Consider the following 26,581-nt stretch of genomic DNA (forward strand, 5'->3'; position numbering starts at 1 on the left):
TCTTAACGGTCAAAGGGAAAGGCGCAGCGCCAGAGCTGCCAGCGTCACGGCCAGCACCGGTAACGTCAGGGTGATGCCGACGCGAAAATAGTAGCCCCAGCTGATGCGAATCTCTTTTTGCGCCAGTACGTGCAGCCATAGCAGCGTTGCCAGACTGCCAATCGGAGTGATTTTCGGACCCAGATCGCAGCCGATAATGTTGGCGTAAATCATCGCCTCGCGCACTACGCCCTGCGCCGTGCTGGCATCAATCGCCAGGGCGCCCACCAGCACCGTCGGCATATTATTCATGATGGAGGAGAGCAGGGCGCTGAAGAAGCCGGTGGCAAACGTTGCGCCCCACAGGCCAGTGGAAGAAAAATCGTTGAGCAAGCCGGTGAGCCAGACGGTCAGCCCGGCGTTGCGCAAACCATACACCACCAGGTACATGCCGAGCGAAAACACCACAATCTGCCACGGAGCGCTGCGCAGCACTTTACGCGTATCAATCACCTGACCCCTCCGCGCCACCAGCCACAGCATCAGTGCGCCTGCGGCGGCCACGGCACTCACCGGTACGCCCAGCGGCTCAAGGGCAAAAAAGCCAGCCAGCAATAAGAGCAGCACCAGCCACCCCGCGCGGAAAGTAGCTCGATCCCGAATTGCCGCCGCAGGCGACGTCAGCCGGGCGCGATCGTAGCTGAGCGGTAGCTCTTTGCGGAAAAACAGGTGCAGCATCAGCAATGTCGCCAGCACCGCCGCCAGCGTGACCGGCACCATCACAGCGGCGTAATCGCCAAAGCCGATCCGGAAATAGTCGGCCGAGACGATGTTAACCAGATTGGACACCACCAGCGGGAGGCTGGCGGTATCGGCGATAAAACCGGCCGCCATGACAAACGCCAGCGTGGCCCCCCGGCTGAAACCCAGCGCCAGCAGCATCGCGATCACGATAGGCGTCAGAATCAGCGCGGCGCCGTCATTGGCAAACAGCGCGGCGACTGCGGCACCCAGCAGGATAATAAAGGAGAACAATTTTTTACCGCTGCCACCGCCCCAGCGCGCCACGTGCAGCGCCGCCCAGGCAAAAAAGCCGGCCTCATCAAGCAGCAGGCTAATGATGATCACCGCAATAAAGGTGGCGGTGGCGTTCCAGACAATCTGCCACACCGCCGGGATATCGCCGGGATGCACCACGCCCGTCAGTAGCGCCAGAAGCGCGCCGGCGCTGGCACTCCAGCCAATGCCCAGCCCGCGCGGTTGCCAGATCACCAGCAGTAAAGTAATGGCGAAAATAGTCCCTGCCAGTAACATGTTTCCTCCGGAAAGTCAGGTTGTGTTCGTTTCATATATGGTAAATCGAATATGTATGGGTAAAATTTTTTACAGACACACCGCCCGGCCATCGGTGGTCAGCTGGTCACGCTGCACCGGCAGCAGCAGGGCATGGATCGCATCGCGCTGGCATTGCCATGCCTGTTCGATCACCGTCGCTGCCCACACCGGCATATGTGGCGAAAGGCGATAGTGGATCCACTTGCCGTCACGACGATCGCTCAGCAAACCGCTGTTGCGTAGCAGCGCCAGATGACGGGAAATCTTCGGCTGCGGCAGTTGCAGAATGGCAGACAGCTCGCACACGCACAGCTCCTGACGTTCTTTCAGCAGCAGCACCAGCGTCAGACGCGTCTCATCGGAAAGGTTTTTAAACAGCTGCAGTGGCGTTAGCGGCGACATAATCCCTCCTGAATGGAAAGCAAACAGTGTGGTGCGGCGACGTGATGAAGTCAAATACATATGCGAAAAAAAAGATGTGTTTATCCTGTGATGCGCCAGGCTCACCGTGAGCGGCTTGAAGCTGGTCACAAATCTGTATTGTGGTGCCCGCGGGCCTGAGCGGAGTAAAAACGGGGCTGGCTTTGTTAACTCATTGTTAATATTGAGGGTGGCCCGTTGCCGGCAGCGATTAATGCGCCGCACGCATCACGCCATGCGTTTATTGCGCTTATTAACCTTAACGTTCTGATCCAGTCTTCCGAAGCAGGCGCGATTGATAACAGCGCCAGGGACAAACTGGAGATACTTATGCATTCCTCTGCCTTACCGATGACCACCCGAGCCCGGGTTGGCGCTATTTTCCGCGTCACCTCCGGCAACTTCCTCGAACAGTTCGATTTCTTCCTGTTCGGTTTCTATGCCACCTATATCGCGCACACCTTTTTCCCCGCCAGCAGCGAATTCGCGTCGCTGATGATGACCTTTGCGGTGTTCGGTGCCGGCTTCCTGATGCGGCCGATTGGCGCGATTGTGCTGGGCGCTTATATCGATAAGGTTGGCCGGCGCAAAGGGCTGATCGTCACGCTGTCGATCATGGCGGCGGGCACCTTCCTGATCGTGCTGATCCCGTCGTACCAGTCGATTGGCCTGTGGGCGCCGCTGCTGGTGCTGATTGGCCGTTTGCTGCAGGGCTTCTCGGCCGGGGCAGAACTGGGTGGCGTGTCGGTTTATCTGGCAGAGATTGCCACGCCAGGGCGCAAAGGTTTCTACACCAGCTGGCAATCCGGCAGTCAGCAGGTTGCCATCATGGTCGCGGCCGCAATGGGCTTCGCGCTCAATGCTGCGCTGGAGCAGAGCGCCATCAGCGCCTGGGGCTGGCGTATTCCATTCCTGTTTGGCTGCCTGATCGTGCCGTTTATCTTTATTCTGCGTCGCCGTCTGGAGGAAACGCAGGAGTTCAGCGCGCGCCGTCATCATCTGGATATGCGTCAGGTATTTAGCACGCTGTTACAAAACTGGCCGGTGGTGATTGCCGGGATGCTGATGGTGGCGATGACCACCACCGCGTTCTACCTCATTACCGTCTATGCACCTACCTTCGGCAAAAAAGTGCTGATGCTGAGCGCCTCGGACAGCCTGCTGGTGACGCTGCTGGTGGCGATCTCCAACTTTATCTGGCTGCCAGTTGGCGGTGCGCTGTCGGACCGCTTTGGGCGTAAACCGGTGCTGCTGGCGATGACGCTGCTGGCGCTGGCGACCGCCTACCCGGCACTGACGCTGCTGGCGCAGACGCCGACCTTCAGCATGATGCTGAGCGTGCTGCTGTGGCTGTCGTTTATTTACGGCCTGTATAACGGTGCGATGATACCGGCGCTGACTGAAGTGATGCCGGCAGAAGTGCGCGTCGCCGGTTTCTCGCTGGCCTACAGCCTGGCAACCGCGCTGTTTGGCGGCTTCACGCCGGTGGTGTCTACCGCGCTGATCGAATACACCGGCGACAAAGCGTCACCGGGTTACTGGATGAGCTTTGCGGCGATTTGCGCGCTGCTGGCGACGCTGTACCTGTATCGCCGCCGCGCGCTGACGTTGCAAACCGCGCGTTAAGCGTGCTGAGACTGTTCGATAATCAGCTTTTCCAGCTCCGCAGCGACGTAAGATTGCATACGTCCGCTGCGGCGAATTAATCCTACCGAACGGGTGACCTGCGGATCGGTCAGCGCCAGCTGGCGCAGCAGCGGATGCCCGTTCGCCGGCATCGACATCGCGGGCACGGCAGCAATGCCGATGCCCGCTTCTACCATCCCCAGCAGCGTCGTGACATGGCGCGTTTCGCAGATACTTTGCCGGGCGGGCGTAAGATGCGCCAGCGCACTGTCCAGCAGATTGCGGTTACCGGACACCTTATCCAGCGCCACATAATCCTGCAAAAAATACTCCTGCCAGCTGAGCTGCTGGCGCGTCGCCAGCGGATGATCGTGGCGACAGGCGGCGACGTAAACATCCTCCACCAGCGGCGTGAAGGTGAGCTCCGGCGGTAAATTGCGCGCAAAGCAGATACCGAAATCGGCCTGTCCGCTGCTCACTGCATCCATCACGTTGCCGACGCTGCTATCAATCAGCTTGATGCGCACGCGCGGGTAACGCGTCTGAAAGCGGCGGATCACCTCCGGCATAAAATAGTAAGCGCCTGAGGGCACGGTAGCGACGGTGATCAGGCCAGTGCGATCCTGGCTGGCGCGCTCGACGTCGGCCAGCATCGATTCGACATTATCCAGCAACTGCTCCGAGCGCTGAGCAAAGTTCTGACCATACAGCGTCAGCGTGACGCGCCTCGTGGTGCGGTCAAACAGCCGGGCACCGAGCGCCGCTTCCAGCTTCTCAATTCTGCGGCTGAGCGCTGATTGCGACAGGCAGATTGACTCCGCCGCCAGACGAAAGTTGCCGTACTCCACCAGCGCGCGGAAGGCGTAGAGATCGTTGAGGTCAAAATTGACGGGCATAACCGCGACTATCCTGCGTAATAACGCCAGCACACTGCGCCGCTGACGTTAAAAAGTTGTTATAGCCGACGAGTGTAACAGGCTGCAGGGCGTTTCCGGCGGCGCAGAGGGAAAAAATCCGCTTTTAGCGCATCAGCGGCACTCAGCGCATCCATTCAGCGATGAGCTGCCCGTAAATCTGCTCAGCCTCGCTCAGACGGCTCACCAGGCAGTATTCATCAGTCTGGTGCGCCAGCGTCGGCTCACCGGGACCGAGAATAATGCAGGGCGGATCGCTGAGCGCCGGCAGCAGCAGCGAGGCATCGGTAAAATAGGGCACGATACGCGCTTCCGCAGGTTCCTGCGTCACGGCTTCGCAGGCACGGTACACCGACTGAATCCACTGGTGCCGCTCCGGGCTCAGCACCGCCGGCAAATCGACCAGCGTGCTGATGTGCACGCTGTCACCGAGAAAGGTCGCCAGCTGCTGGCGAATCACCGCGTGTTGCAGGTTGGGCGCGCTGCGGATATCCACATCAAACGCGGCGCGGTCCGGCACCGAGTTAATGTTGAGGCCGCCCTCAATGCGGCCGACGTTCAGCGTCGGCTGTTTCATCAGCGGATGCGGCGCGCCCGGTGAAAAGTGACGAATCTTACCCAGCGCATCGGCCGCCAGATAGATAGCGTTGATGCCCAGCTCCGGCATGGCACCGTGCGCGGTTTTGCCACGCGTCTCGCAGCGCAGCCACAGCGCGCCTTTGTGGCCGATCACCGGCTGGTTGGCGGTCGGCTCGCCCACGATCAGCGCGCCAACTTCAGGCAACTGCCCGGTCGCGATCAGCGCCTGGGCACCGTGGCAGCCGGTCTCTTCACCGCCGGTCAGCAGCAGTACCACGCCGCGCCCGGCGGCAATCGCCGCTTTGTGCTGCACGCAGGCCAGCACAAACGCTGCTATCGCCGCTTTCATATCGCTGGCGCCGCGTCCGTACAGCCGGTCGCCATCAATGTCGTGACCAAACGGATCAAACTGCCAATGCTGATTACCCAGCGGCACGGTGTCCAGATGGCCGGTAAAGGCCAGCGGTTTGCCCGGCATCTGGCCCGGCAGGCGGGCGATCAGGTTCGCGCGCTGCTCGCCAAACCCCGTCAGTTCGACCACAAAGCCCTGCTCCTGCAGCCACGCTGCGAGGAATTGCACACAGGCCAGCTCATTGCCCGGTGGATTGATGGTGTCAAAGCTCAGCAGCTGCTGCGCCAGAGGCAGTGAGCGCGGTGCCATCAGTCACGCTCCGTCAGCCAGTCGAGACAGTTGATCCACAGCTGGCGATAGCCCGGCCAGCGGCTGAACTCTTCCGGCAGCCAGTGGGCTGACATGTCACTGGTCCACACCAGCGAGCGGCCTTGCTGATATTCGCGCACCGCCAGCAGCGGATGACCGGTGCCCGCCACGGTGGCCAGCAGCGTGCCTTCCGGCTGCATCTCCACTTCGTTATAACCGAGCAGCCACGGCCAGTCGCCGGCAAGATCGGTAACCACTTTGTGTGACGTTGTCACCTCAGCGTAACTGCCTTCCGGCGTTTCGATGCGGTCATCCCAGGCCAGACAGCGCACCGGCAGCACTTTCTCCACCAGCGTATTGCGATAGCGTGCGCCGCCGTTAATTCCCTGAAAACTGTAATAACCGCCTACCATCATCAATGCGCCACCCGCGGCAACATAGTCGTGAATCAGCGACAGGCGATTGGGCGTGCGCCGGCTTTTCAGCCAGGTGTCCGGATGCAGCAGCAGGGTATTGGCACCGATATCGGACAGAATAATCACATCCCAGCGCTGCAAATCCTCCAGCGTCTGCGGAAAATCAGTGGCGGCGGCGTGGGCCGGCATATGCGTCACGGCATAGGCGCTCTCCTGCAGCGCGGCAAGAAAATCCGCCGCACCGCTGTGCCAGGTGGCGGTAGCAAACTGATCAAAGCCTTTTACGTGCGTTGCGGTACTGGTCCAGGATTCACCGACCAGCAAGACGTTCTTTTGCATGCCAACTTCTCCGTTTATCCGCCAAACACCCGTTGCGGATTAGTGATCATCAGGGTTTCGAGTTGTTCGCCGCTGACGCCATGACGTTTCAGGCGCGGCACAAAATGTTTGAGGATGTAGCCATAGCCGTGACCGCCGTAGCGCGTCAGCATGGTTTTCAGGAACACGTCCTGGGACAGCAAAATCTGCTGCAGATAACCGTCGTCGATCAGTGCGCAAATGGCGCGCGCGTTCTCCTCATCGGACGGTGACTGCGCCGATTCGTCGGCGTAGTAGTAGCTCATGCCGATCATGTCGTATTCGAGGAACACGCCGCGATCCGCCAGCTCGCGCTGGTAGGTTTTGTCGGCAAAGCTGGGGTTCATGTGACACAGCACGGTGTGGCGCAGATCGGCGCCTTCCTGCGCCAGAATATCCAGCACCTTATGGCCGAGCCGCTCCCAGCCCGGCAGATGCACCTGAATCGGTACGCCGGTGGCCGCACTGGCGCGCCCGGCGGCACGCAGCGATTTTTCTTCATCAGGCGTGAAGCGGCTGGAGATACCGATTTCACCGATCAGCCCGGCCAGCACCTCCGGCTTGTCCGGCAGCCCGCCCAGGTCATAAATCAGCTTGTCGGTCAGCTGTTCCACGCTGATGTTTTTTACCCACTCCGGATGCGACGGCTCCAGATACAGGCCGGTACCCATCACAATATTCAGGCCGGTAAGACGAGCGATGCGCTGCAGTGCTTTACCATCGCGGCCGATGCCGATATTGGTCGGATCGATCACCGTTTCGCCGCCCAGCGCGCGGTATTTCATCAGCTCGTCAATCGCGGTATCGACGTCAAACAGCTGGCAGTTGTCGCGACTCATCAGCGGGTTGAGCGACAGCTCGCCGAGGTTCTCGATGCGCACCGGCATTTCAGCAATGTGGCGGTCGCTACAGCAGCAGGGCGGCACCCATTTACCGGAGGCATCCAGTAAAATATGCTCATGCATCAGCGTTACACCCATCTCCGCCACCGGCAGCGGACCGAGCACCGTCATCACCTGACCGCTGCTGACGCCGAGCGGCAACGGATCCGCATGGCGAAAAATTGATCCTTTCATGGGCTATCCTTTGGCGGGCGCGCGGCTCGGGTTGAGAATGCGGGTGTTGAGCCAGATGGCGAGCAGAATGATGGTGCCAGTGGCGATCTGGGTATAAAACGGCGAGATATGCGACAAAATCAGGCCGTTCTGGATAATGGCAATCGACAGCGCGCCGAGCAGCGTACCGATCACGGTTCCAAAGCCGCCAAACAGGCTGGTACTGCCCAGCACCACCGCCGCAATCACCTGCAGTTCAAAACCTTCGCCCTGGTTAGAAGAGCCGCTGCCGAGGCGCGCGGTGATGATCATGCCAGCCAGCGCCGCCGCCATACCGCTGAGAATGTACACTTTCATGGTCACCGCTTTGGTATTGATACCGCTGCGGCGTGCGCCTTCCGCGTTGGCACCGATGGCGGTGACGTAGCGGCCAAAGCGCAGGTGATTAAGCACAATGTGACCGGCCAGCAGCACCACGATGCCGATCAGCGCCGGCATGGGAATCCCCAGCACCCAGGCGCGACCCATAAAGGTGAACAGGCTGTCAGCCGGCACCGGAATCGAATAGCCCTGCGTCACCAGCAGCGCGATGCCGCGCACCACTGCCAGCGTGGCCAGCGTGACGATAAATGCCGGTATCCCTTCCCAGGCGATAAAGAAGCCGTTGATGGCGCCCACCAGCGCGCCGAGCAGCAGCCCGCCAATCAGCACCACCGGCCACGGCAGGCCCCAGTTATTGAGCGCAATCGCCGACAGCGCGCCCACCAGCGCCAGTGTTGAGCCGACTGACAAATCGATGCCGCCGGTAGTGATCACCAGCGTCATCGCGGTAGCGACGATCAGCAGCGGGGCACTTTGACGGATGATATTCAGCCAGTTGGTGCTGGTGAGAAAGTTGCTGGTGATCAGCGAAAACACCACGCAGCAAAAGACAAAAAACAGCGCGATGCTCACCACACCCGAATGGTTATGCAACAAGCGGCGCGGCAGAGAGTGCTGGATCATGCGTGAACTGCCTAAATTCATGATGCTCATCCTGTTACCTCAGTGTGCTGCCGCGGACTGCGCGGTAAATTTCTCACCCACGATCAGGTTGACGATATCGCTCAGGCTGGTGTCCGCCACGCGGCGATCGGCCACGTTAGTGCCCTCGTACATCACCATGATGCGATCGCACACCAGGAACAGATCCTGCAGCCGATGGGTGATGAGGATCACACTGACGCCACGCGCCGACACGCGGCGAATCAGCTCCAGCACCGCCTCGACTTCCGCTACCGCCAGTGCGGCAGTGGGTTCATCCATAATCAGCACTTTAGGATCGAACGCGGCGGCACGGGCGATAGCAATGGCCTGGCGCTGCCCGCCGGAGAGGTTACGCACCAGCAGACGGGTATCGGGAATCGAGATGCCGAGGCCTTTCAGCATCTCACGCGCCTGCGCATGCATTGTGGCCTGATCGAGAAACGGCACGCCGAGGATGCGTCTGGTCGGTTCGCGGCCCATGAACAGGTTACCGGCCACGTCGACCGTGTCGCACAGCGACAGATCCTGATAAACCATTTCGATATGGCAACGGCGCGAATCCGCCGGATTGCTGAAGTGCTGCTGTTCGCCATCAATGCGGATCGCGCCGCTGGTGGGGATCACCGCGCCGGACAGCACTTTGGTCAGCGTCGATTTGCCGGCACCGTTGTCGCCCACCAGACCGAGCACTTCGCCGGGGGCCAGCTGCAGATTGACGCCGCGCAGAGAACGAATTGAGCCGTAGGTTTTGGTGATGTTAATCATCTCAACCCGGGCCGGAAGAGCTTGTAATTGCTGCATTGGATCACTCCCATCAACGCCTGTGGGAAATGTTTAGCCGGTCGCGAAAAAGAGGCTATCTGACACGATTTACAATCTAGTAAACCGGTTTACCTGTCAGATAAACCCTTAATTCACAGCAACAGGGTAAACGCTACAATGATATTTACTCGCCAGGTATGACATTGCAGCATCCATGCCAGCCTGAATAACAGGCACTGCACTCGCGGCTAACTTGTTGTAATACATCGTATGTTATGTAATCAGCAAGTAAACCGGTTTACTCACTATACCGCTAACGGAAAAAATCGCTCACTTTTTGCGCCATAATTGTGCGGTTTTGCCTCATTTTGGGACATCGCTAACAAATCCCACCGAATCGCGACCAATCCATTCCACCGGTAAACGTGTCTCCATCGGGATGCTGCTGTCGTTGTTGAGCAGGCGCAGCATGATGCTCACCGCCGTGTGGCCCAGCTGGCGCGCTGGCTGGCGGATGGTGGAGATGCGCGGCTGGGTCAGATCGCTGTAGTTGGCGTCATCGAAGCCGACCAGCGACAGCGCCGCCGGTGCCTGCAGGCCGATGGCGCGCAGACCGTCGAGCAGTCCCAGCACCAGATAGTCACTGGCGGCGAACACGGCGGTAGGGCGCGGCGTGCAGCGGAACAGGTGCTGCAACGCCTGCTGACCAAATGCGCGTTCGTAGTTGCCATACATCACCCATTGCGGCGGTACGGTTAAACCGGCCTGCTGCATCGCGGTGCAAAAGCCAAGATAGCGTTCGCGCACGCTCATCAGCTGCTCCGGGCCGCCGATAAACGCAATCTGCGTGTGCCCGGCGGCGATCAGCTGCTCGGTGGCCATGCGGCCACCCTGCACGTTATCCGCAAAAACCTTCGGCACGTTACTGCCGGGAATGTCTTCATCCAGCAAGACCACATGGCGCTGGCGCTGAATTTCATCGCGCAGCAGGCCGTTGTCCGGCCGGTTGGTGGTGAACAGCAGGCCATCCACCTGGCGCGTATCCAGCCAGCGGATAAACTGCGCCTCTTTGTCCGGGTTGTTACGCGTGATGCACAGCACCAGACTGTAACCGTGCGCTGACGCCGCTTCTTCGGCGGCATCCGCCAGTTCGGCAAAGAATGGGTTAGTGATATCCGGCAGCACCAGGCCCAGGGTTTCGCTGCCGCCTTTGCTTAAACGCCGCGCAAGAGAATTACCGCGATAGTCCAGCGTGCGGATCGCGCTTTCAATGCGGTCAACGGTGTCCTGCGGCAGCACAATACTGTGATTCAGATAGCGTGACACCGTGGCTTTTGACAGGCCAGCCAGCTTTGCCACGTCAGATAACAACACGCGTTTTGTACTCATCCATTTCGCCATGTTTGCCGGGGTGGCTTATCTGTAACACAGTTAAGCGCGACTAATACAGCGCTTTCCCGATTGCGTTGCTGGAGAAATAAACACTTGACAAAAAAATTCGTCGGGCGAATTGTATAAAGCGTTTACCGCAGTACCGGGATTAACTTCCCAACCCGACATTGTTTTTTTTCACCCCGCACTCCCAGTGGATGGGATGCCGAAAAAGACAACGCCGGCGGCATCAAAACACGGCATTATCGCCGTGCTCAGAATCATTGAACTGATATTTACCTGCCAAAAAAAACGCTCAGCGGTACGTCGCTGAGAAGCGCTGGTTATTATTATTCCCGACGAGGAACTCAATGATGTCATCTTTCAGCGGAAAACTGCGTTCACTGTTCATTGCGAGTGGTTTACTCGCCGCAGGTTCATTATGCGTTCAGGCTCACGCCGCACCCACTTATGCGTTAGTCCAGATTAATCAGCAGGCGCTGTTTTTTAACCTGATGAATCAGGGCGCACAGGAAGCGGCCAAAGCCAGCGGTAAACAGCTGGTGATTTATAACGCCAACGATAATCCCGTGGCGCAAAACGATGCGATTGAAAACTATATTCAGCAGGGAGTGAAAGGCATTCTGGTGGATGCGATTGATGTCAACGGTATTATGCCAGCGATAAAAGAAGCCGCAGCGGCGAATATTCCGGTGATTGCGATTGATGCCGTATTGCCTGCCGGTCCGCAGGCAGCGCAGGTGGGGGTAGATAACCTCGAAGGTGGAAAAATCCTCGGCAAATACTTTGTCGATTATGTTGCGAAAGAGATGGGCGGCAAAGCGCGACTGGGAATTGTTGGCGCGCTCAATTCGGCCATCCAAAACCAGCGCCAGAAAGGCTTTGAAGAGACGATTAAAAGCAACAGCCAGATAACGGTCGCCGATGTGGTCGATGGCCAGAATATTCAGGACAACGCCATGACCGCCGCCGAAAACCTGATTACCGGCAACCCGGATCTCACCGCGATCTATGCCACCGGCGAGCCGGCGCTGCTGGGTGCCATTGCCGCAGTAGAAAACCAGGGGCGGCAGAAGGACATCAAGGTATTCGGCTGGGATCTTACGGCAAAAGCCATCAGCGGCATTGACGGTGGCTACGTTACCGCCGTGCTGCAGCAGGATCCGAAGAAAATGGGTGAAGAAGCGCTGAAAGCGCTGAATAGCCTGACGGCCGGCAAAACCGTGAGCAAAACCATTCTGGTTCCGGCCACGGTGGTGACCAAAGCCAACGTCGATAGCTACCGTTCGCTGTTTAAGTAACCGCCAGGCGCAGACGCGAACGTCTGCGCCCAGGCTTAGCGCTGCGCCAGAATACGTTGTAATTCATCAGCATCGGGAAACGCGTTCAGCGTGCCAGTGCGACTGACGGTGATCGCCGCCGCCGCGCTGGCATGCTGCAGCGCCAGCAGGTCGGGCGCGACGCCGCGCAGCAGGGCAGACGCCAGCAGCACGGCGAGGAAGGTGTCACCGGCGCCGGTGGTATCGACGGTCGCGACGTTCATCGCCGGGCAGTACACGCGCTGATTGCCGCGCATCAGCAGCGCACCGGCAGCACCCTGGGTAATCACCAGCGTGTTAACGCCGGCGGGTTGCAGCAGATCGGCTTCCGGTTGATTGACCACCGCGATGTCAATCAGTGGCCAGAGATCGGCGAAGTCCGGATTGACCGGTGAAGGATTAAATACCGTGGTTAAGCCATGCGCTTTTGCCCAGCTAAATAACCGGCGGGTTTTCTCCGCAGAAAAATTGCCCTGCTGCAGCAGAATATCGCCGGCAGCGGCATCGGCTAAGTAAGCCAGGATAATATCCGCTGCCAGTGCGTCGGCCGCGGCGGTGGTAGTAATAATGGCATTATCGCCATCGCTGCTATTAAAAATAATTGAGGTGTCACTGTGAGCAGACAAAAACTGAGGCGGCAGTAAGGTTAATTTCTCGTGCCGGATGCGTCCGCGGATCCACTGGCCGTTAATATCATCGCCGGTGGCGCTAATTAAGCGCGTATCGATGCCGCAACGCGAAAGTATGATTGCCTGATTGGCGCCTTTGCCACCGATATCCTGCGCAATTTTTTTGCCATGAATTGAGGCGCCTTTTTCAGGGAGTTGATCGATGGACCAGGTTTCATCCACCACAATATTGCCTGCAACATAGACACGCATAGTTTTCTCGTTAATAAGGTGAAAGAGATGGCTTCTATATCAGCAGAAAAAAGTAACGCAATACAAGATATTTTTTCACGCAGTAAAGCGGTGATTGGTGTTATTCACTGCGATGCCTTTCCCGGCTCGCCGAAATATCGTGGTAAACCGGCGAGTGAAATTATCGATTGCGCCCTGCGCGATGCGGATAATTATCTCGCTGGCGGCGTGCACGGTTTAATCGTTGAGAATCATGGCGATATTCCCTTTGCCAAGCCCGACGATATTGGTCCGGAAACGGCGGCATTTATGGCGGTGATCACCGATAAAATCCGCGAGCGTTTTGCTGCACCGCTGGGAATTAACGTGCTGGCCAATGCGGCAATCCCGGCAATTGCCACGGCATTAGCCGGCGGGGCGGATTTTGTGCGCGTTAACCAGTGGGCCAATGCCTATATCGCCAATGAAGGTTTTATCGAAGGGGCAGCCGCTAAAGCGCTGCGCTATCGCAATCAGCTGCGGGCCGATCATATCCGCGTATTTGCCGATAGCCATGTTAAACACGGCAGCCACGCGATTGTCGCCGACCGCTCAATTCAGGAGCTGACGCGTGACGTCGACTTCTTCGAAGCCGATGCGGTGATCGCCACCGGCCAGCGCACCGGCGACAGCGCCACGCTGAGTGAGATCGACGAAATCCGCGCCGCAACTGCCTTGCCGCTGCTGGTGGGCTCAGGCGTGACGCCGGACAACGTCTGCCAGATCCTTGGCCGCACGCAGGGGGTGATTGTCGCCAGCACGCTGAAAGTCGATGGCGTGTGGTGGAACCCGGTGGAACTGGCGCGCGTGAAGCACTTCATGGCGGTGGCGCAGGCTGCGCTGGAGGAGGCGTAATGGAAAGCTTCAGCGATCGGCTGCTGACGCAGCATCAGGCGCTATGGCAGGCGATGCAGCAGCACCGCTTTGTCGTCGACATTGAGCACGATCGGCTGCCGGACAGCGTGTTTAATCGTTATCTGGTGTTTGAGGGTAACTTCGTCGCCACCGCCATCGCTATTTTTGCGCTGGCGGTGAGCAAGGCGCCCGGCATTCGTCAGCAGCGCTGGCTGATTGGCGTGCTCAATGCGCTGGTGGATACGCAAATCGCCTGGTTTGAGGCGGTGCTGGCGCGGCGCGGCATTCAGCCAGCGGATTATCCGGACGATCTGCCCGGCGTCAGCGCATTCCGCGATGGCATGCTGAAAGTCGCGCAGCAGGGCAGCTATGCGGAAATCATCACCCTGATGTTCGGTGCCGAGTGGATGTATTACCACTGGTGCCTGCGCGTCAGCGCGCAATCGCAGCAGGACGCTGACGTGCGCCGCTGGGTAGAGATGCATGCTGAAGACGAGTTCCATCAGCAGGCGCAGTGGCTGAAAACCGAACTCGACCAGTGCGCACTGACGCTCAGCGCGGCGCAACAGGCGCAGCTGTCGCAGCTTTACGCCCGCGTGCTGCAGTGGGAGATCGATTTCCACAGCGCAGCTTACCCGGAGAGCGCCCATGACTAGCTGTTTCATCGAAGCGCGCAACATTGGCAAACGCTTCGGCGCGTTAACGGCGCTTAGCCAGGTCAATCTGTCGATTCATCGCGGTGAAGTGCTGGCGCTGCTGGGTGACAACGGCGCGGGCAAATCCACCTTCACCAAAGTGTTATCCGGCGCGTACAGCGCCAGCGACGGCGAACTGTGGGTGGATGGCAGGGCGGTGAAATTCACTTCTCCGCGTCAGGCCGCCGAGCACGGTATTGCCACGATCTATCAGGAGCTGGCGCTGGCAGAAAATCTGTCAATTGCCGAGAACGTGTTTCTCGGCCGCGAGCTGAAGCGCCGCGTGCTCGGCATTCCTTTTCTGCGTCGCCGCGCGATGCGGGAAACGGTAGATCGGCTGCTGACCGAGCTTGATGCGCACATTTCCGATGCCGAAGCGGCGGTCGGCAGTCTGTCCGGCGGCCAGCGTCAGGCGGTGGCGATCTGTCGCGCGCTCAATCTCAACGCACAGCTGGTGATCATGGATGAACCCACCGCCGCGCTGGCCGTGGCGGAAACGCAGAAAGTCCTGCAGCTGACGCGCCGCCTGGCGGAGCGCGGCTGCGCCGTGGTGCTGATCAGCCACAACATCAGCGATGTGTTTGCCGTCGCCGATCGCATGGTGGTGTTTCGTCGCGGCCGCAAAATTGCCGAGCGCCGTCACGCGGACACCACGCCGGATGAAATCGTTGCACTCATTACCGGCGCGCATCCTGATGCGCGCCTTTTCGAAAACACCTAAGCACGCACACCAGGGGAAATCATCATGCATCGCATTGCAACTGCTGTTTGTTCGCTGTCACTGCTGGTATCGGGTTACGCCCTCGCGGCGCAAAAGGTGGCCTTTGTGCCGCAAATTATCGGTATTCCTTATTTTCAGGCGATGGAGGCGGGCGGCAAGCGCGCCGCGCACGATCTCGGCGTGGAGTTTGTCTATAGCGGTCCTGTAGATACCAACCCGATGGGTCAGCTGCAGATCGTGCAGAACCTGATTGCGCAGAAGGTCAATGCGATTGGCATCAGCGTGCTGGATGCCTCCAGTATTGCGCCGGTGATGGCGCAGGCGCAGGCGAGTAATGTGCATCTGTTCACCAGCGACAGCGATGCGCCCGACAGCGGCCGGCCGGTTTATGTGGCGCAGGCCACCGATGAGGGACTGGGCGATACGGTGATCGATGAGATGGTCAAACGCGTCGGCGAGCGCGGCAAAATTGGCATCGTCTCCGGCGAAGCCACCGCGTCCAACCTCAACAGCTGGATTGGCTTTATGCAGCAGCGGGTGAAAAGCAAATATCCGCACATTACGCTGCTCAAACCCCAGTACGCCGGCGGCTCCGCCAGCCGCGCGGCGCAAATCACCACCGATTTGATGTCCGCTAACCCCGATCTGAAAGGGGTGATTGCCATGGCGTCCACGACCTGTCCGGGCGTGGCGCAGGCCATCGAAACCGCTGGCAAAAACGGCAAGGTGATCGGCAGCGGTTTCTGCAGCCCGAACACCGCGCGCGCCTACCTGAAAAGCGGGGCGTTTGGCTACACCGTGCTGTGGGACCCGGAAAAGCTTGGCTATCTGACGGTGTGGGCGGGCAAACAGCTGATCGACGGTAAAGCCTTTGCCGCCGAAAATCACGTTCCCGGCTTTGCCCAACCGGTGACCTTTGACAGCAAAACCGGTGTGCTGCTGCTCGGCAAGCCGGCGGTGTTCACCAAAGATAACGTCGACCAGTTCAAATTCTGACGAGGCCTGTGATGCATATGACTTCGCGGGAAATCGTTCTGCTGGCGATCGCCGTGCTGGCTGGCGCCTGCTTTACGTGGTTTTCGCCGTGGTTTGCCACCGCTGACAACCTGCTGACCATTCTGCGCAATAGCAGCGAACTGCTGCTGATTGCGCTGGGTATGACGCTGGTGATCGCCATGGGCGGCGTCGATGTGTCGGTCGGCGTGGTAATGGGCGTGGCCGCGTGGGGCGTCGGACAGCTGCTGATGTTGCAATCTCCGCTGCTGGCGGCGCTGGCCGGCCCGCTTATTGGCCTGCTGGCAGGGCTGATTACCGCGCTGGTGGTGGTGATTGGCCGCATTCCGGCAATTGTCGGCACGCTGGGGCTGTTCGGCGTCTGGCGCACGGCGCTGTTTGTGCTGCTGGGCGGGCAGTGGCTTTCCGGTCTGCCGGGCGATCTGACGCATGCGCTGATGCGGCCTTTGCTGGGGCTGCCGCTGATGGCCTGGCTGATTGTCGCGGCCTGGGCGCTGGTGTGGCTGGCGCTGCGCCATACGCCGTACGGGTTATGGCTGCTGGCCGCCGGCAACTCCGAAGAAAAAGCGCGGCTGGCGGGCATTCCGGTAACCCAGGTGCGTGTCGCGACCTTTGCCCTCAGCGGCGTGCTGTGCGGCCTGGCCGCCACCTGCTACATCGCCACCTATCGTAACGTGGAGATGACCGTCGGCGGCACGCTGGCACTGGAGGCGATTGCCGCGGTGGTGCTGGGCGGCACGCGCATTACCGGCGGCTCCTGCAGTCTGCTCGGCACGCTGCTCGGCGTGCTGCTGTTGCGCATTCTGCAAAATGGCCTGCTGCTGATTGGCGTGCCCTCGCTGTGGCAAACCGTGGTCACCGGAGCGGTGCTGTTGCTGGTGCTGAGCAGTGAAGCAGCCAGTGGGCGGCTGTTATCGCTAAGGAGGCTGGCATGAAACTGTGGCGCAAAGCCCCCGATCTGACGCTGCTGCTGGCGCTGTGGCTGTTGCTGCTGGGCGCCATCGCGATTGCGCTGCCGCAGATGCTGGCGGCATGGTCGCTGACCTCCATCCTGCAGTTTGCCACGCTGCTGTCGCTGGTGGCGCTTGGGCAGTCGCTGGTGGTGATGACTGGCGGCGGCGGCATTGATTTGTCGGTTGGCGGTAACGTTTCGCTCTCGGCGGTCATTGGCATGCTGGCACTCGATCAGGGCATTGCGCCCGGCTGGCTGCCGCTGATTTGCCTGCTGAGCGGTAGCCTGGCCGGCGCGCTGAACGGCCTGCTGGTGGCGCGCTTACGCCTCTGGCCGCTGATCGTTACGCTGGGCAGTTTTTATCTGTTTTCCGGCCTGGCGCTGGCATTAACCGGTGGCGCGGCGGTGGCCGGCGTGCCGACGCTGCTGACGCAGTGGGGCCGGGCGGCCATGCTGTCCGTTCCGTTGCCTTTCTTAACCTGTGTCATCCCGGCGTTTCTGCTGGCGTGGCTGATCCTCAGCAATAGCGCGTGGGGCAAATGGATCTACGCCTGCGGCTTCAACGAGCACGCCACGCGGCTGGTGGGCATTCCGGTCGATCGCCTGCGGCTGCTGGTTTACTGCCTGAGCGGCGCGCTGGCGGGCTGCGCCGGCTTTATTTCCCTGTGCTGGCTCGGCAGCGCCCGCCCGGAAATCGGCGTCAATCTTGAGCTGGAATCGCTGACCGCCGCGCTGCTGGGTGGCGTGGCGATCTTTGGCGGGCGAGGCAGTGTCATCGGCGTTCTCGCCGCCGCGCTGATGCTGGTCACCCTCAAAACCTGCATGTTGCAGCTGGGGCTGAACAGTGTGTGGCAACTGGGCGTGGTGGGCATGCTGTTAATTATGGTGTTAATGGCACAACGACTTTTTATCTATCGGAGATAACACATGAGTCTGACTGAAAAAATTAGCGCACACGTCGATGCCAGCGCGCAGCGTATCGCGCAGACATTGTGCGACCTGCTGGCGTTTCCCTCGGTGGTGAAAGTCGATCCGCGCGAGGCCGGGCCGGGCGAGCGCGACTGCCAGCACTATCTGCAGCAGCGGCTGATGGCGCTGGGCATGGACACCGATCTGTGGGATCCGGATGGCCCCACGCTGTACCAGAAGTATCAGGGCCGCCCGGGCGCCAATAAAGGCCGCACCTTTGAAGGCCGTCCCAATCTGGGCGGCACCCTGAGCGGATCCGGTGGCGGCAGGTCGCTGATGCTTACCGGCCATATTGACGTGGTACCACCGGGTCCGGCTGAGCACTGGCACAGCGATCCCTTTGTGCCGGAGATCCGCAACGAGGCGGTGTATGGTCGCGGTGCGGTGGACATGAAAGGCGGCGTGGCCTGCATGCTGATGGCGGTGGAGCTGCTGCAGGATCTCAACGTGCAGCTGGCCGGCGACGTGGTGTTCACCACGGTGGTGGATGAAGAGATCGGTGGCATGGGCTCGCTGGCAATGGTGGATCGCGGCTTCAAAGCCGATGCCGGTATCATGACGGAGCCAACGGCCAATCGCATCGCGCCGATTTGCCACGGCATTTTGTGGGCGCGCATCATTCTGGATGGCATCGGCGGCCATGCGGAATTAACGCCGAACAGCTGGGACAGCAGCGGTCCGGTTGATGCCGTAATGTTGTGTCGCCAGATGCTGGACGGGCTCGATGTGCTGAACCGCCGCTGGCAGACGCAGCCCGACAAAAACCATCCACTCATGGATCTGCCCAACCAGATTATCGTGACGCAGCTGAAAGTGGGCGAGCACCCGGCGTCGATTGCCGGCCGCGCCGAGATCGTCATCGACGTGCAGTATCTGCCGGCAGAAAAGGATGAGATGGGGCTGGGCGGTAAGGTAAAACAGGAGATTGAGGCGCACGTGGCGAAGGTGTGCGCGCTGGATCCCTATCTGGCAAAGCATCCGGCGCGCGTGGAGTGGATACTGGATGCCGACTGCGCCGAGATCCCGGCCGATCATCCGTTTGTCAGCGCTTTTCAGCAGGGTGTCAGCGCCGCGGCACTGAATCCGCAGCTGGCCGGCTTTGGTGCCCACAGCGACATTGGCCTGCCCAGCACGCTGGGCCAGACGCCGACGGTCAACTTTGGTCCCGGCGATCCGGCGTTGTCGCATCAGCCTAACGAACATGTGCCGATTGCCGATCTGGTGGCCTGTACCAAAGCCATTGCGCTGACGCTGGTGCACTGGTGCGGGCTGGCGAAGGAAGCGGGGCGCTGAGAGCATTAACCACCGCAGTGACGCTGGCCGCAGAGGGCCGGCGTCATGCGTTAGCGCATTCTGTCACTGGCAAGGTGATAAACGTCACTGCGCTCGCGTTTACCCACCGCGACCACGGCGATGATCAACTGGTCATCAATCACCTGATAAACCAGGCGAAACCCGGAAGCCCTGAGTTTAATTTTGTAGCAGTCTTTAATGCCACGCAATTTGGCTGAGGGGATATGAGGATTTTCACAACATTTTTTGAGCTTTTTGGCAAACTGCTGCTGAATGGCTTTATCCAGCTTATGCCACTCCTTCAGGGCTTCTTCCCTGAACTTAACTGTCCATGTCACAGAAAGCTGTCCAAATCCACGTCAATCAGCGGCTGCTGTTGGCGTTCAGTTACCTTTTTAACCAGTTCCTGATCGTCCAGCGCTTCCAGCATTTGCTCGTAAAGTTGTGCGGGAACACAATAAAAGGCGGGCTGATTACGATTGAGAATCGCCACCGGCAAGCCTTCTCCCGCATTGACGGTCGCCATAGGATTCTTTTTTAATTCACTGACGCTGGCGCTCATATCGCTGAGAATGATGTTTGGCATACGTCTCTCCAGACTGGTTAACAGGTCTCAATATTATCAGCTTGATGACCTGTTAACCAGTCCTGACGGCTTAGCCATTCACATTTTTCCCCCCTCCGCCAGCCCGCATGCATTGGCGGAGGGGGCCTGCATTACGGCTGGTCAGGCAGCGCGGCGAGTAACTTATCCAGCGTCACCGGATAGTCTCTCACCCGGACGCCGGTTGCATTGTAGACCGCATTAACCAGCGCAGCACCGACGCCACACAGCCCCAGTTCACCGACGCCTTTGGCTTTCATCGGCGAAGAGACCGGATCGGTGTCATCGAGGAAAATCACCTCCTGCTCAGGCACATCGGCGTGTACCGGCACTTCATAGCCTGCCATGTCGTGATTGACGAAGTAGCCGAGCCGGGTGTCCACCGCCAGCTCCTCCATCAGCGCGGCGCCGAGGCCCATGGTCATCGCGCCGATCACCTGACTGCGCGCGGTTTTGGGGTTGAGGATGCGCCCCGCAGCACACACCGCCAGCATGCGCCGCACGCGCACTTCACCGGTGGCGCTATCGACCGCCACTTCGACAAAATGGCCGGCAAAGGTGGATTGCTGGAAGGTTTTGTCAAGATCGCCGAATTCCATGGTCTCTTCCGCCATCAGCGGACCCGCCGCAGTGAGCGGCAGGCGCTGCCCGTTGGCGTGAATGTGCCCATCGGCAAACTCTGCACTTTCCGCATCCAGACCCAACTGTGCGGCAACCTTCTCGCGTAGCCGGACGCAGGCCGCATAAACCCCGGCCGTGGAAGTATTGGCTCCCCACTGGCCACCCGAACCCGCCGAGACAGGAAACGCCGAATCGCCGAGCCGCACGCTGACCTGCTCAATCGGCACGCCCATCATCTCGGCTGCCGTCTGGGCGATGATGGTATAGCTGCCGGTGCCGATATCGGTCATGTCGGTTTCGACGGTGATTGTGCCTTGCGCATCCAACTGCACGCGCGCGGCGGAGGGCGCCAGCAGGTTATTACGGAAACCGGCTGCCACGCCCATGCCCACCAGCCAGCGCCCCTCGCGCCGTTGCCCGGGTTTAGCACAGCGCTCCGCCCAGCCAAATTTGCTGGCGCCGGTGCGCAGGCATTGCACCAGCTGGCGGCGTGAAAAGAAGCGCTCCGGATGCAGCGGATCGACCTGTGTATCATTGATGATGCGAAACTCAACCGGGTCGATACCGGCGATGGCGGCCATTTCATCCATGGCGATCTCCAGCGCCATCAGACCGGGCGCTTCACCTGGCGCACGCATTGCGTTGCCCTCGGGCAGATCGAGTTCGGCGAGGCGCAGTCCGGTAAGCCGATTGGCGGCGGCGTAAAGTAATTCAGTCTGCTGCACCGCAGTTTCCGGCGTTCCGCCCGGCAGGTTACCGGACCAGCTTTCATGGGCAATGGCGGTGAGATGGCCTTGCGCATCGCTAGCTAATCGGATGCGCTGCCGCGTTGCTGGCCGGTGCGTGGTGTTGTTAGGGATCATCGGGCGCGGCACCATCACTTTCACCGCGCGTCCCACGGCGCGCGCACCCAGAGCCGCCAGCAGCGCATCGCTTCGTAGAAACAGTTTGCTGCCAAAGCCACCGCCGACGTAAGGAGAGAGCACGCGCACCTTTTCCATCGGCATGTCGAGCGTGTGCGCCAGGTCGGTGTGGCACCAGTTAATCATCTGATTCGAGGTCCAGACCGTCAGGTGATCATCCTGCCACAGCGCCATGGAAGCGTGCGGTTCCATTGCCATATGGCTTTGATCGGGCGTGGTGTAGGTGGCGTCCAGCGTAAAGGCTGCGCTGTGCAGGGCAGCATCGACGTCGCCCAGTGTTTTATCCGGTTCACCTTCGGGTGACGTTGTCACTTCAGGCTGGGCCGCTTCAAGATCGTAAGCCCCCGTTTCAGCCTGGCAGTTAACCTTAACCAACTGCGCGGCCGCACGTGCCTGCTCGAAAGTCTCCGCCACCACCAGCGCCACAGCCTGGTGATAGTGTTCGATTCTATTATTTGCCAGCAGCGTCGCGGTGTTGCGCTCTGCCTTGTTGAGCTTGCCGGCGGTTGCTCCGGTGACGATGCCGAGCACGCCCGGTGCCTGTGCTGCGGCGTGGGTGTCAATCGAGAGAATATTGCCTTTGGCAACTGGCGCGCCGACCACATAACCGTAGGCCGCATCCGGTGCTTCAGCGTGCCATTCATAGGCGTAATGCGCCGAGCCGGTGGTTTTTAACGGCCCGTCGATGCGCGCCAGCGGCTGGCCGACGACGCGCTGCCGATCGATAGGATTGGCGGTTGCTGGTGTGTCAAATTTCATGCGTTGCTCCTCGCTTCCGCGATCGCTGAGGCGAGCGTACGCTGCGCCAGCAACAGTTTGTATCGGTTGGCTTCAGTGGGACGCGCATCAGCAAACAGCACATCGCAGACCGCCTGCGCCCCGTGAGGAAGTTCGGCATCCGCCGCCGCGCTGCGCCACGGCTGATGGGCCACGCCGCCGACGGCCACCCGGCCGCTACCCTCAGGCAGGATAACCGTTGCCACCGAGACCAGCGCAAAGGCGTACGAAGCGCGATCGCGCACCTTACGGTAAATGTGCGTGCCACCCAGCGGTGCAGGCAGGGTAACCGCGATGATCAGCTCACCCGGCTGCAGCACGGTTTCGATATGCGGCGTGTCGCCCGGTGCGCAGTAGAATTCAGCGATGGGAATGGCCCGCTGGCTGCCATCAGGGCTGACGGTTTCAATCACCGCATCCAGCAGTCGCATAGCCACCGCCATATCGCTGGGATGGGTGGCAATACAGGCTTCGCTGACACCCACTACCGCATGCTGGCGGCTGAATCCCTCGCGTGCGGCACAGCCCGTACCCGGCTGACGCTTGTTACAGGGTTGATTAACATCGTAAAAATAGGGACAGCGCGTGCGCTGCAGCAGGTTGCCGGCGGTGGTGGCCTGATTGCGCAGCTGGCCTGAAGCGCCAGCCACCAGCGCGCGCGTCAGCACGGCATAGTCGCGCCGGATGCGCGCGTCTGCCGCCAGATCGGTATTGCGCACCAGCGCACCAATACGTAAGCCGCCCCCGGCGGTGGGTTCAATGCTGTCCAGCGCCAGTCCGTTAACATCAATCAGGTGCGATGGGGTTTCAATTTCCAGCTTCATCAAATCGAGCAGATTGGTACCGCCGGCAATAAAGCGTGCGCCCGGATGCTGCATCGCGCTGCTGGCAGCCTGTGCGGGCGTCGCAGCCCGTTCAAAGGTAAAGGCTCTCATGCTTTCTGGCCTCCGGCGTACTCTTCAATGGCGGCAAGAATGTTGGCATAGGCGCCGCAGCGGCAGATGTTGCCGCTCATGCGCTCACGAATTTCTTTATCGCTCAGCGCTGGCGCGGCGGTCAGATCGCCCGTGACATGGCTGGGAATGCCCGCCGCAATTTCCTGCAGCACCGCCAGCGAGGAGCAGATTTGCCCCGGCGTGCAGTAGCCGCACTGATAGCCGTCGTGGCGGATAAAGGCGGACTGCAGCGGGTGCAGATCATCAGGCGTGCCGACGCCTTCAATGGTGGTCACTTCGGCATCCTGCTGCATCACCGCGAGAGTGAGGCAGGCGTTGATGCGGCGGCCATTGACCAGTACGGTACAGGCACCGCACTGACCGTGATCGCAGCCTTTTTTGGTGCCGGTCAGGTGTAAATGTTCGCGCAGCGCGTCCAGCAGCGTGGTGCGGGTATCGACGTTAAGCTGCTGAGGTTTGCCGTTAACCTGCAGCGTGACCGGCACTGTGACAGGTGCCGGCGCGGCGGAACCGGCACCGGCCGTCAGCCGGGCTCGCTCTGTCTCTTCCTGCTGCGGTGAATACCGCTGCGTCTTCTCATCGCGTGGGTTGCTCATGCCTTTGCCTCCGGACAAGTGGCGAAATGAAATCTCAATGACACCGATTTTTATAAGGTTTTGGAAAACTTTAAGCATAGACGTCAATACGCAGACGACCATGCGGCAGGGGGAAACGGATCCCAGCAACGGACAAGTCTGAAGCCTGTCGGACTGTTCACGGTGACAAATACCCGTATTCATGATTAATATGCCTGCTTTGCTAAACCGTTTTAGCGATCAAGTGAGACTGAATCATGATGAAACGTATCTGGTGTCTGGGTGATGCCGTAGTGGATTTGCTGCCTGATGACGCAGGCCGTTTGTTGCAGTGTCCCGGTGGCGCACCCGCCAACGTGGCAGTGGGTATCGCCCGGCTGGCGGGCAGTAGCGGATTTATCGGACGGGTGGGCGACGATCCTTTTGGCCAGTTTTTGTGTCGCACGCTGGCGCAGGAAAAGGTGGATGTTTCCCATATGCGCAAAGATGCGCAGCAGCGCACCTCCACGGTGGTCGTGGCCCTGGATGAGCAGGGCGAGCGCACCTTCACCTTCATGGTGCGCCCCAGCGCCGACTTATTTCTCACGCCAGACGATTTGCCGCGGTTTCAGTGTGGCGAGTGGCTGCACTGCTGTTCGATTGCGTTACTCGCCGAGCCGTCGCGCACGGCGGCGTTAACCGCCATGCGGCGCGTGCGTGAGGCGGGCGGTTTTGTCAGCTTCGATCCCAATATCCGTCTTGATTTGTGGTCCGATGCGGCGGAGTTGCTGCAATGCCTCAGTGCGGCCCTGCAACGGGCGGATGTGGTGAAGCTCTCCGTGGAAGAACTGGCCTTTATGACGGACACCGCCGACATTGACAGCGGCATCGCGCAGCTGGCGCAGCGCTTCTCCGTAAAATTGTTGTTAGTCACACAGGGCAGTGCTGGCGTGCGTGCTTATTTTGATGGCCGGCAAACTCACTATCCCGCGCGTGCGGTGATCAGCGTGGATACCACCGGTGCCGGCGATGCCTTCGTGGCGGGACTGCTGTGGGAACTGGCGCAGCGGGGTCTGCCGGCGGATGAAGCGCAGCTGGCGGCCTGCCTGCGCACGGCGCAGGTGTGTGGGGCGCTGGCCACTACCGCCAAAGGCGCGATGACCGCGTTACCCAACTATCAACAGCTACAGCAGCACAGTATCTGACCCCGCCGTTTTCCCTGTTTTGCGATGTATCTCACATCCACTAAATCGGTTTAGCAAAATCCATTGCGCTTTAAAAATCGGCATCGCTATGATGCGGTGCCTAAACCGGTTTAGCAAAAAAATACATCTGATGATAGCCTTGCCTCAGGGATGCAAAACAGTGAAAAAAAGCATAATCGCTATAACCCTTAGTACCGTATTAGGCTCAGGCTCAGCCTGGGCGGCAGACGACATGAGCAGTATTGAAGCGCGCCTGGCGGCGATGGAAAAACGACTGGCCGCGGCTGAACAGCGTGCCAGCGTGGCGGAGCAGCGCGCGCAGGCGGCGGAACAGCAGGTGCAAAAGCTGGCTGCGGTGCAGCAGCAGAACCCGACGCCAGTTGCCGTCGCACAGACCGAACCGCGCGCCGCTCAGCCTGTGGCGCCCGCCGCCAGCAGCGAGTCAGAGGGCTTTGAGTTTCATGGCTACGCGCGCTCCGGCCTGTTGATGAACAGTTCCGCCGCCAAAACTCAGGGCGGGCCCACCCTCACGCCGGCCGGTGAGACCGGCGGTCACGTCGGGCGGCTCGGCAATGAGCCGGATACCTACGTTGAACTTAACCTCGAACATAAACAAACGCTGGCCAACGGTGCCACCACGCGCTTCAAGGCGATGCTGGCCGACGGACAGCGCACCTACAACGACTGGACTGCCGCCAGCAGCGATCTCAACCTGCGTCAGGCGTTTGTCGAACTGGGGCAGCTACCGACCTTCACCGGTGCGTTCAAAGACTCCACGGTGTGGGCCGGTAAGCGTTTCGACCGCGATAACTTCGACATCCACTGGATCGATTCCGATGTGGTGTTTCTCGCCGGAACCGGGGCCGGTATTTACGACATGAAGTGGGGCGATGACGCTCGCAGCAACCTGTCGATTTATGGCCGCACCTTCGGGGACATCGAAAATAACGACAACACCGCGCAAAACTACATCCTGTCGCTGAATAACTTCGTCGGGCCACTGCAGCTGATGGTGAGCGGCATGCGCGCGAAAGATAACGATCAGCGCACCGATATTGACGGCAACCGCGTGAAAAGTGATGCCGCCAGTGACGGTGTGCACGCCCTGGTCGGATTGCACAACGACAGCTTCTACGGCCTGGGTGAAGGTTCAGCGAAAACCGCGCTGCTGTACGGTCATGGCCTCGGCGCAGAAGTGAAGAGCATCGGTTCCGACGGCGCGCTGTTGCCGCAGGCGAATACTTGGCGGCTGGCCAGCTACGGAATGACGCCGCTGGGCGCTGGCTGGCACATCGCGCCGGCGCTGCTGGCGCAGAGCAGCAAAGACCGCTATGTCAAAGGCGACAGGTATGAGTGGGCCACCGTGAACCTGCGCCTGATTCAGGCATTTACGCAGAACTTTGAGATGCAGTATGAAGGCTCATATCAGTACATGGATCTGCGGCCTGAAGGCTATAACAATCGCCAGGCCGTCAGCGGCAACTTCTACAAGCTCACCGTCGCCCCCACGCTCAAAGCCAGCGACGTGGGCGAATTCCTCAAGCGTCCGGAAATCCGCCTGTTCGCCAGCTGGATGGACTGGGATCATCGTCTGGATAACTACGCCAGCGATGACGCCTTTGGCAGCACCGGCTTTAAGTCCGGCGGCGAGTGGAACTTTGGCGTGCAAATGGAAACCTGGTTCTGATGAAACGGCCCGCGT

The 26,581-nt window shown here is 59.9% G+C and carries 26 protein-coding genes; 11 read left to right on the top strand and 15 right to left on the bottom strand.

Annotated elements, in window-relative coordinates:
* Positions 1-9: 9 nt before the first annotated feature.
* Positions 10-1,293 carry an arsenic transporter gene (locus AC6I8F_RS20580; RefSeq protein WP_127834867.1) on the bottom strand — a complete coding sequence of 428 codons (1,284 nt, stop codon included), beginning with the start codon at positions 1,291-1,293 and terminating at the stop codon, positions 10-12.
* A gap of 69 nt (positions 1,294-1,362) precedes the next feature.
* Positions 1,363-1,716, bottom strand: a complete 354-nt coding sequence (locus tag AC6I8F_RS20585; RefSeq protein ID WP_021509466.1) for a metalloregulator ArsR/SmtB family transcription factor — start codon at positions 1,714-1,716, stop codon at positions 1,363-1,365.
* 348 nt (positions 1,717-2,064) lie between these two features.
* On the opposite strand from AC6I8F_RS20585, the gene AC6I8F_RS20590 reads away from it, so the two are divergent.
* On the top strand, positions 2,065-3,360 hold the full coding sequence (locus AC6I8F_RS20590) for an MFS transporter (RefSeq protein WP_222952343.1): 1,296 nt from the start codon (positions 2,065-2,067) through the stop codon (positions 3,358-3,360).
* Here AC6I8F_RS20590 and psrA read toward each other — a convergent pair.
* The 7 genes from psrA to AC6I8F_RS20625 form a co-directional block, all read right to left on the bottom strand.
* Positions 3,357-4,256 (bottom strand): L-proline-binding transcription factor PsrA, encoded by a 900-nt coding sequence (gene psrA / locus AC6I8F_RS20595; RefSeq protein ID WP_104093600.1) that lies wholly within the window; start codon positions 4,254-4,256, stop codon positions 3,357-3,359. The genes AC6I8F_RS20590 and psrA overlap by 4 nt on opposite strands.
* Positions 4,257-4,398: 142 nt before the next feature.
* The gene (locus AC6I8F_RS20600) at positions 4,399-5,514 is read right to left on the bottom strand and encodes a M20 family metallopeptidase (RefSeq protein WP_127834869.1); all 1,116 of its coding nucleotides are present in this window, start codon (positions 5,512-5,514) and stop codon (positions 4,399-4,401) included.
* Positions 5,514-6,269 carry a glutamine amidotransferase gene (locus tag AC6I8F_RS20605; protein WP_127834870.1) on the bottom strand — a complete coding sequence of 252 codons (756 nt, stop codon included), beginning with the start codon at positions 6,267-6,269 and terminating at the stop codon, positions 5,514-5,516. Before AC6I8F_RS20605 ends, AC6I8F_RS20600 begins: the two co-directional genes overlap by 1 nt.
* A gap of 14 nt (positions 6,270-6,283) precedes the next feature.
* Positions 6,284-7,363: a phosphotriesterase family protein gene (locus AC6I8F_RS20610; RefSeq protein WP_059012264.1), complete on the bottom strand. Its 1,080-nt coding sequence runs from the start codon at positions 7,361-7,363 to the stop codon at positions 6,284-6,286.
* Positions 7,364-7,366: 3 nt separating this feature from the next.
* The gene (locus tag AC6I8F_RS20615; RefSeq protein ID WP_164861075.1) at positions 7,367-8,368 is read right to left on the bottom strand and encodes an ABC transporter permease; all 1,002 of its coding nucleotides are present in this window, start codon (positions 8,366-8,368) and stop codon (positions 7,367-7,369) included.
* Positions 8,369-8,386: 18 nt separating this feature from the next.
* Positions 8,387-9,133: an ATP-binding cassette domain-containing protein gene (locus AC6I8F_RS20620; protein WP_021509459.1), complete on the bottom strand. Its 747-nt coding sequence runs from the start codon at positions 9,131-9,133 to the stop codon at positions 8,387-8,389.
* A gap of 360 nt (positions 9,134-9,493) precedes the next feature.
* Entirely contained in the window at positions 9,494-10,531 is a 1,038-nt protein-coding gene (locus AC6I8F_RS20625; RefSeq protein ID WP_127834871.1) for a LacI family DNA-binding transcriptional regulator, read from the bottom strand.
* A 341-nt stretch (positions 10,532-10,872) separates the two neighbouring features.
* Here AC6I8F_RS20625 and AC6I8F_RS20630 point away from each other — a divergent pair, with 341 nt between their 5' ends.
* Complete coding sequence (locus tag AC6I8F_RS20630; RefSeq protein WP_058758765.1) at positions 10,873-11,823, top strand: ABC transporter substrate-binding protein; 951 nt, start codon at positions 10,873-10,875, stop codon at positions 11,821-11,823.
* Between the two features lie 35 nt (positions 11,824-11,858).
* Here AC6I8F_RS20630 and AC6I8F_RS20635 read toward each other — a convergent pair whose 3' ends face one another.
* Entirely contained in the window at positions 11,859-12,722 is an 864-nt protein-coding gene (locus tag AC6I8F_RS20635) for a PfkB family carbohydrate kinase (RefSeq protein WP_021509456.1), read from the bottom strand.
* A gap of 27 nt (positions 12,723-12,749) precedes the next feature.
* Here AC6I8F_RS20635 and AC6I8F_RS20640 point away from each other — a divergent pair, with 27 nt between their 5' ends.
* Genes AC6I8F_RS20640 through AC6I8F_RS20670 form a run of 7 tightly spaced genes read left to right on the top strand, consistent with a single transcriptional unit; the run spans position 12,750 to position 19,239 of the window.
* On the top strand, positions 12,750-13,595 hold the full coding sequence (locus tag AC6I8F_RS20640; protein ID WP_021509455.1) for a BtpA/SgcQ family protein: 846 nt from the start codon (positions 12,750-12,752) through the stop codon (positions 13,593-13,595).
* Entirely contained in the window at positions 13,595-14,251 is a 657-nt protein-coding gene (locus AC6I8F_RS20645) for a TenA family protein (RefSeq protein ID WP_159377741.1), read from the top strand. The genes AC6I8F_RS20640 and AC6I8F_RS20645 overlap by 1 nt, the downstream gene beginning before the upstream one ends.
* Entirely contained in the window at positions 14,244-15,011 is a 768-nt protein-coding gene (locus AC6I8F_RS20650) for an ATP-binding cassette domain-containing protein (protein WP_325970923.1), read from the top strand. The genes AC6I8F_RS20645 and AC6I8F_RS20650 overlap by 8 nt, the downstream gene beginning before the upstream one ends.
* A gap of 24 nt (positions 15,012-15,035) precedes the next feature.
* Positions 15,036-16,007 (top strand): autoinducer 2 ABC transporter substrate-binding protein, encoded by a 972-nt coding sequence (locus AC6I8F_RS20655; RefSeq protein WP_498028995.1) that lies wholly within the window; start codon positions 15,036-15,038, stop codon positions 16,005-16,007.
* A gap of 11 nt (positions 16,008-16,018) precedes the next feature.
* Positions 16,019-16,960 (top strand): ABC transporter permease, encoded by a 942-nt coding sequence (locus AC6I8F_RS20660; protein WP_058758759.1) that lies wholly within the window; start codon positions 16,019-16,021, stop codon positions 16,958-16,960.
* Complete coding sequence (locus AC6I8F_RS20665) at positions 16,957-17,901, top strand: ABC transporter permease (RefSeq protein ID WP_498028996.1); 945 nt, start codon at positions 16,957-16,959, stop codon at positions 17,899-17,901. Before AC6I8F_RS20660 ends, AC6I8F_RS20665 begins: the two co-directional genes overlap by 4 nt.
* Positions 17,902-17,904: 3 nt before the next feature.
* A complete protein-coding gene (locus AC6I8F_RS20670) occupies positions 17,905-19,239 on the top strand; it encodes a M20 family metallopeptidase (protein WP_498028997.1) in 1,335 nt (444 codons plus the stop codon).
* Positions 19,240-19,289: 50 nt separating this feature from the next.
* Here the strand turns inward: AC6I8F_RS20670 and AC6I8F_RS20675 are convergent, their stop codons facing one another.
* The 5 genes from AC6I8F_RS20675 to paoA form a co-directional block, all read right to left on the bottom strand.
* The gene (locus AC6I8F_RS20675) at positions 19,290-19,577 is read right to left on the bottom strand and encodes a type II toxin-antitoxin system RelE family toxin (RefSeq protein WP_058770149.1); all 288 of its coding nucleotides are present in this window, start codon (positions 19,575-19,577) and stop codon (positions 19,290-19,292) included.
* Positions 19,574-19,825, bottom strand: coding sequence for a type II toxin-antitoxin system Phd/YefM family antitoxin (locus AC6I8F_RS20680; protein ID WP_104093611.1), 252 nt, complete (start codon positions 19,823-19,825; stop codon positions 19,574-19,576). The genes AC6I8F_RS20675 and AC6I8F_RS20680 overlap by 4 nt, the downstream gene beginning before the upstream one ends.
* 131 nt (positions 19,826-19,956) lie before the next feature.
* Positions 19,957-22,146, bottom strand: a complete 2,190-nt coding sequence (paoC, locus tag AC6I8F_RS20685; RefSeq protein WP_283342291.1) for an aldehyde oxidoreductase molybdenum-binding subunit PaoC — start codon at positions 22,144-22,146, stop codon at positions 19,957-19,959.
* A complete protein-coding gene (locus AC6I8F_RS20690) occupies positions 22,143-23,099 on the bottom strand; it encodes an FAD binding domain-containing protein (RefSeq protein WP_498028998.1) in 957 nt (318 codons plus the stop codon). The genes paoC and AC6I8F_RS20690 overlap by 4 nt, the downstream gene beginning before the upstream one ends.
* Entirely contained in the window at positions 23,096-23,716 is a 621-nt protein-coding gene (paoA, locus tag AC6I8F_RS20695; protein WP_498028999.1) for an aldehyde dehydrogenase iron-sulfur subunit PaoA, read from the bottom strand. Before paoA ends, AC6I8F_RS20690 begins: the two co-directional genes overlap by 4 nt.
* A 236-nt stretch (positions 23,717-23,952) precedes the next feature.
* On the opposite strand from paoA, the gene cscK reads away from it, so the two are divergent.
* A complete protein-coding gene (gene cscK, locus AC6I8F_RS20700) occupies positions 23,953-24,879 on the top strand; it encodes a fructokinase (protein WP_498029000.1) in 927 nt (308 codons plus the stop codon).
* Between the two features lie 130 nt (positions 24,880-25,009).
* Positions 25,010-26,566, top strand: coding sequence for a carbohydrate porin (locus AC6I8F_RS20705; RefSeq protein ID WP_498029001.1), 1,557 nt, complete (start codon positions 25,010-25,012; stop codon positions 26,564-26,566).
* The last annotated feature ends 15 nt before the right edge of the window (positions 26,567-26,581 follow it).

Source organism: gamma proteobacterium symbiont of Axiagastus rosmarus, from assembly GCF_059730925.1.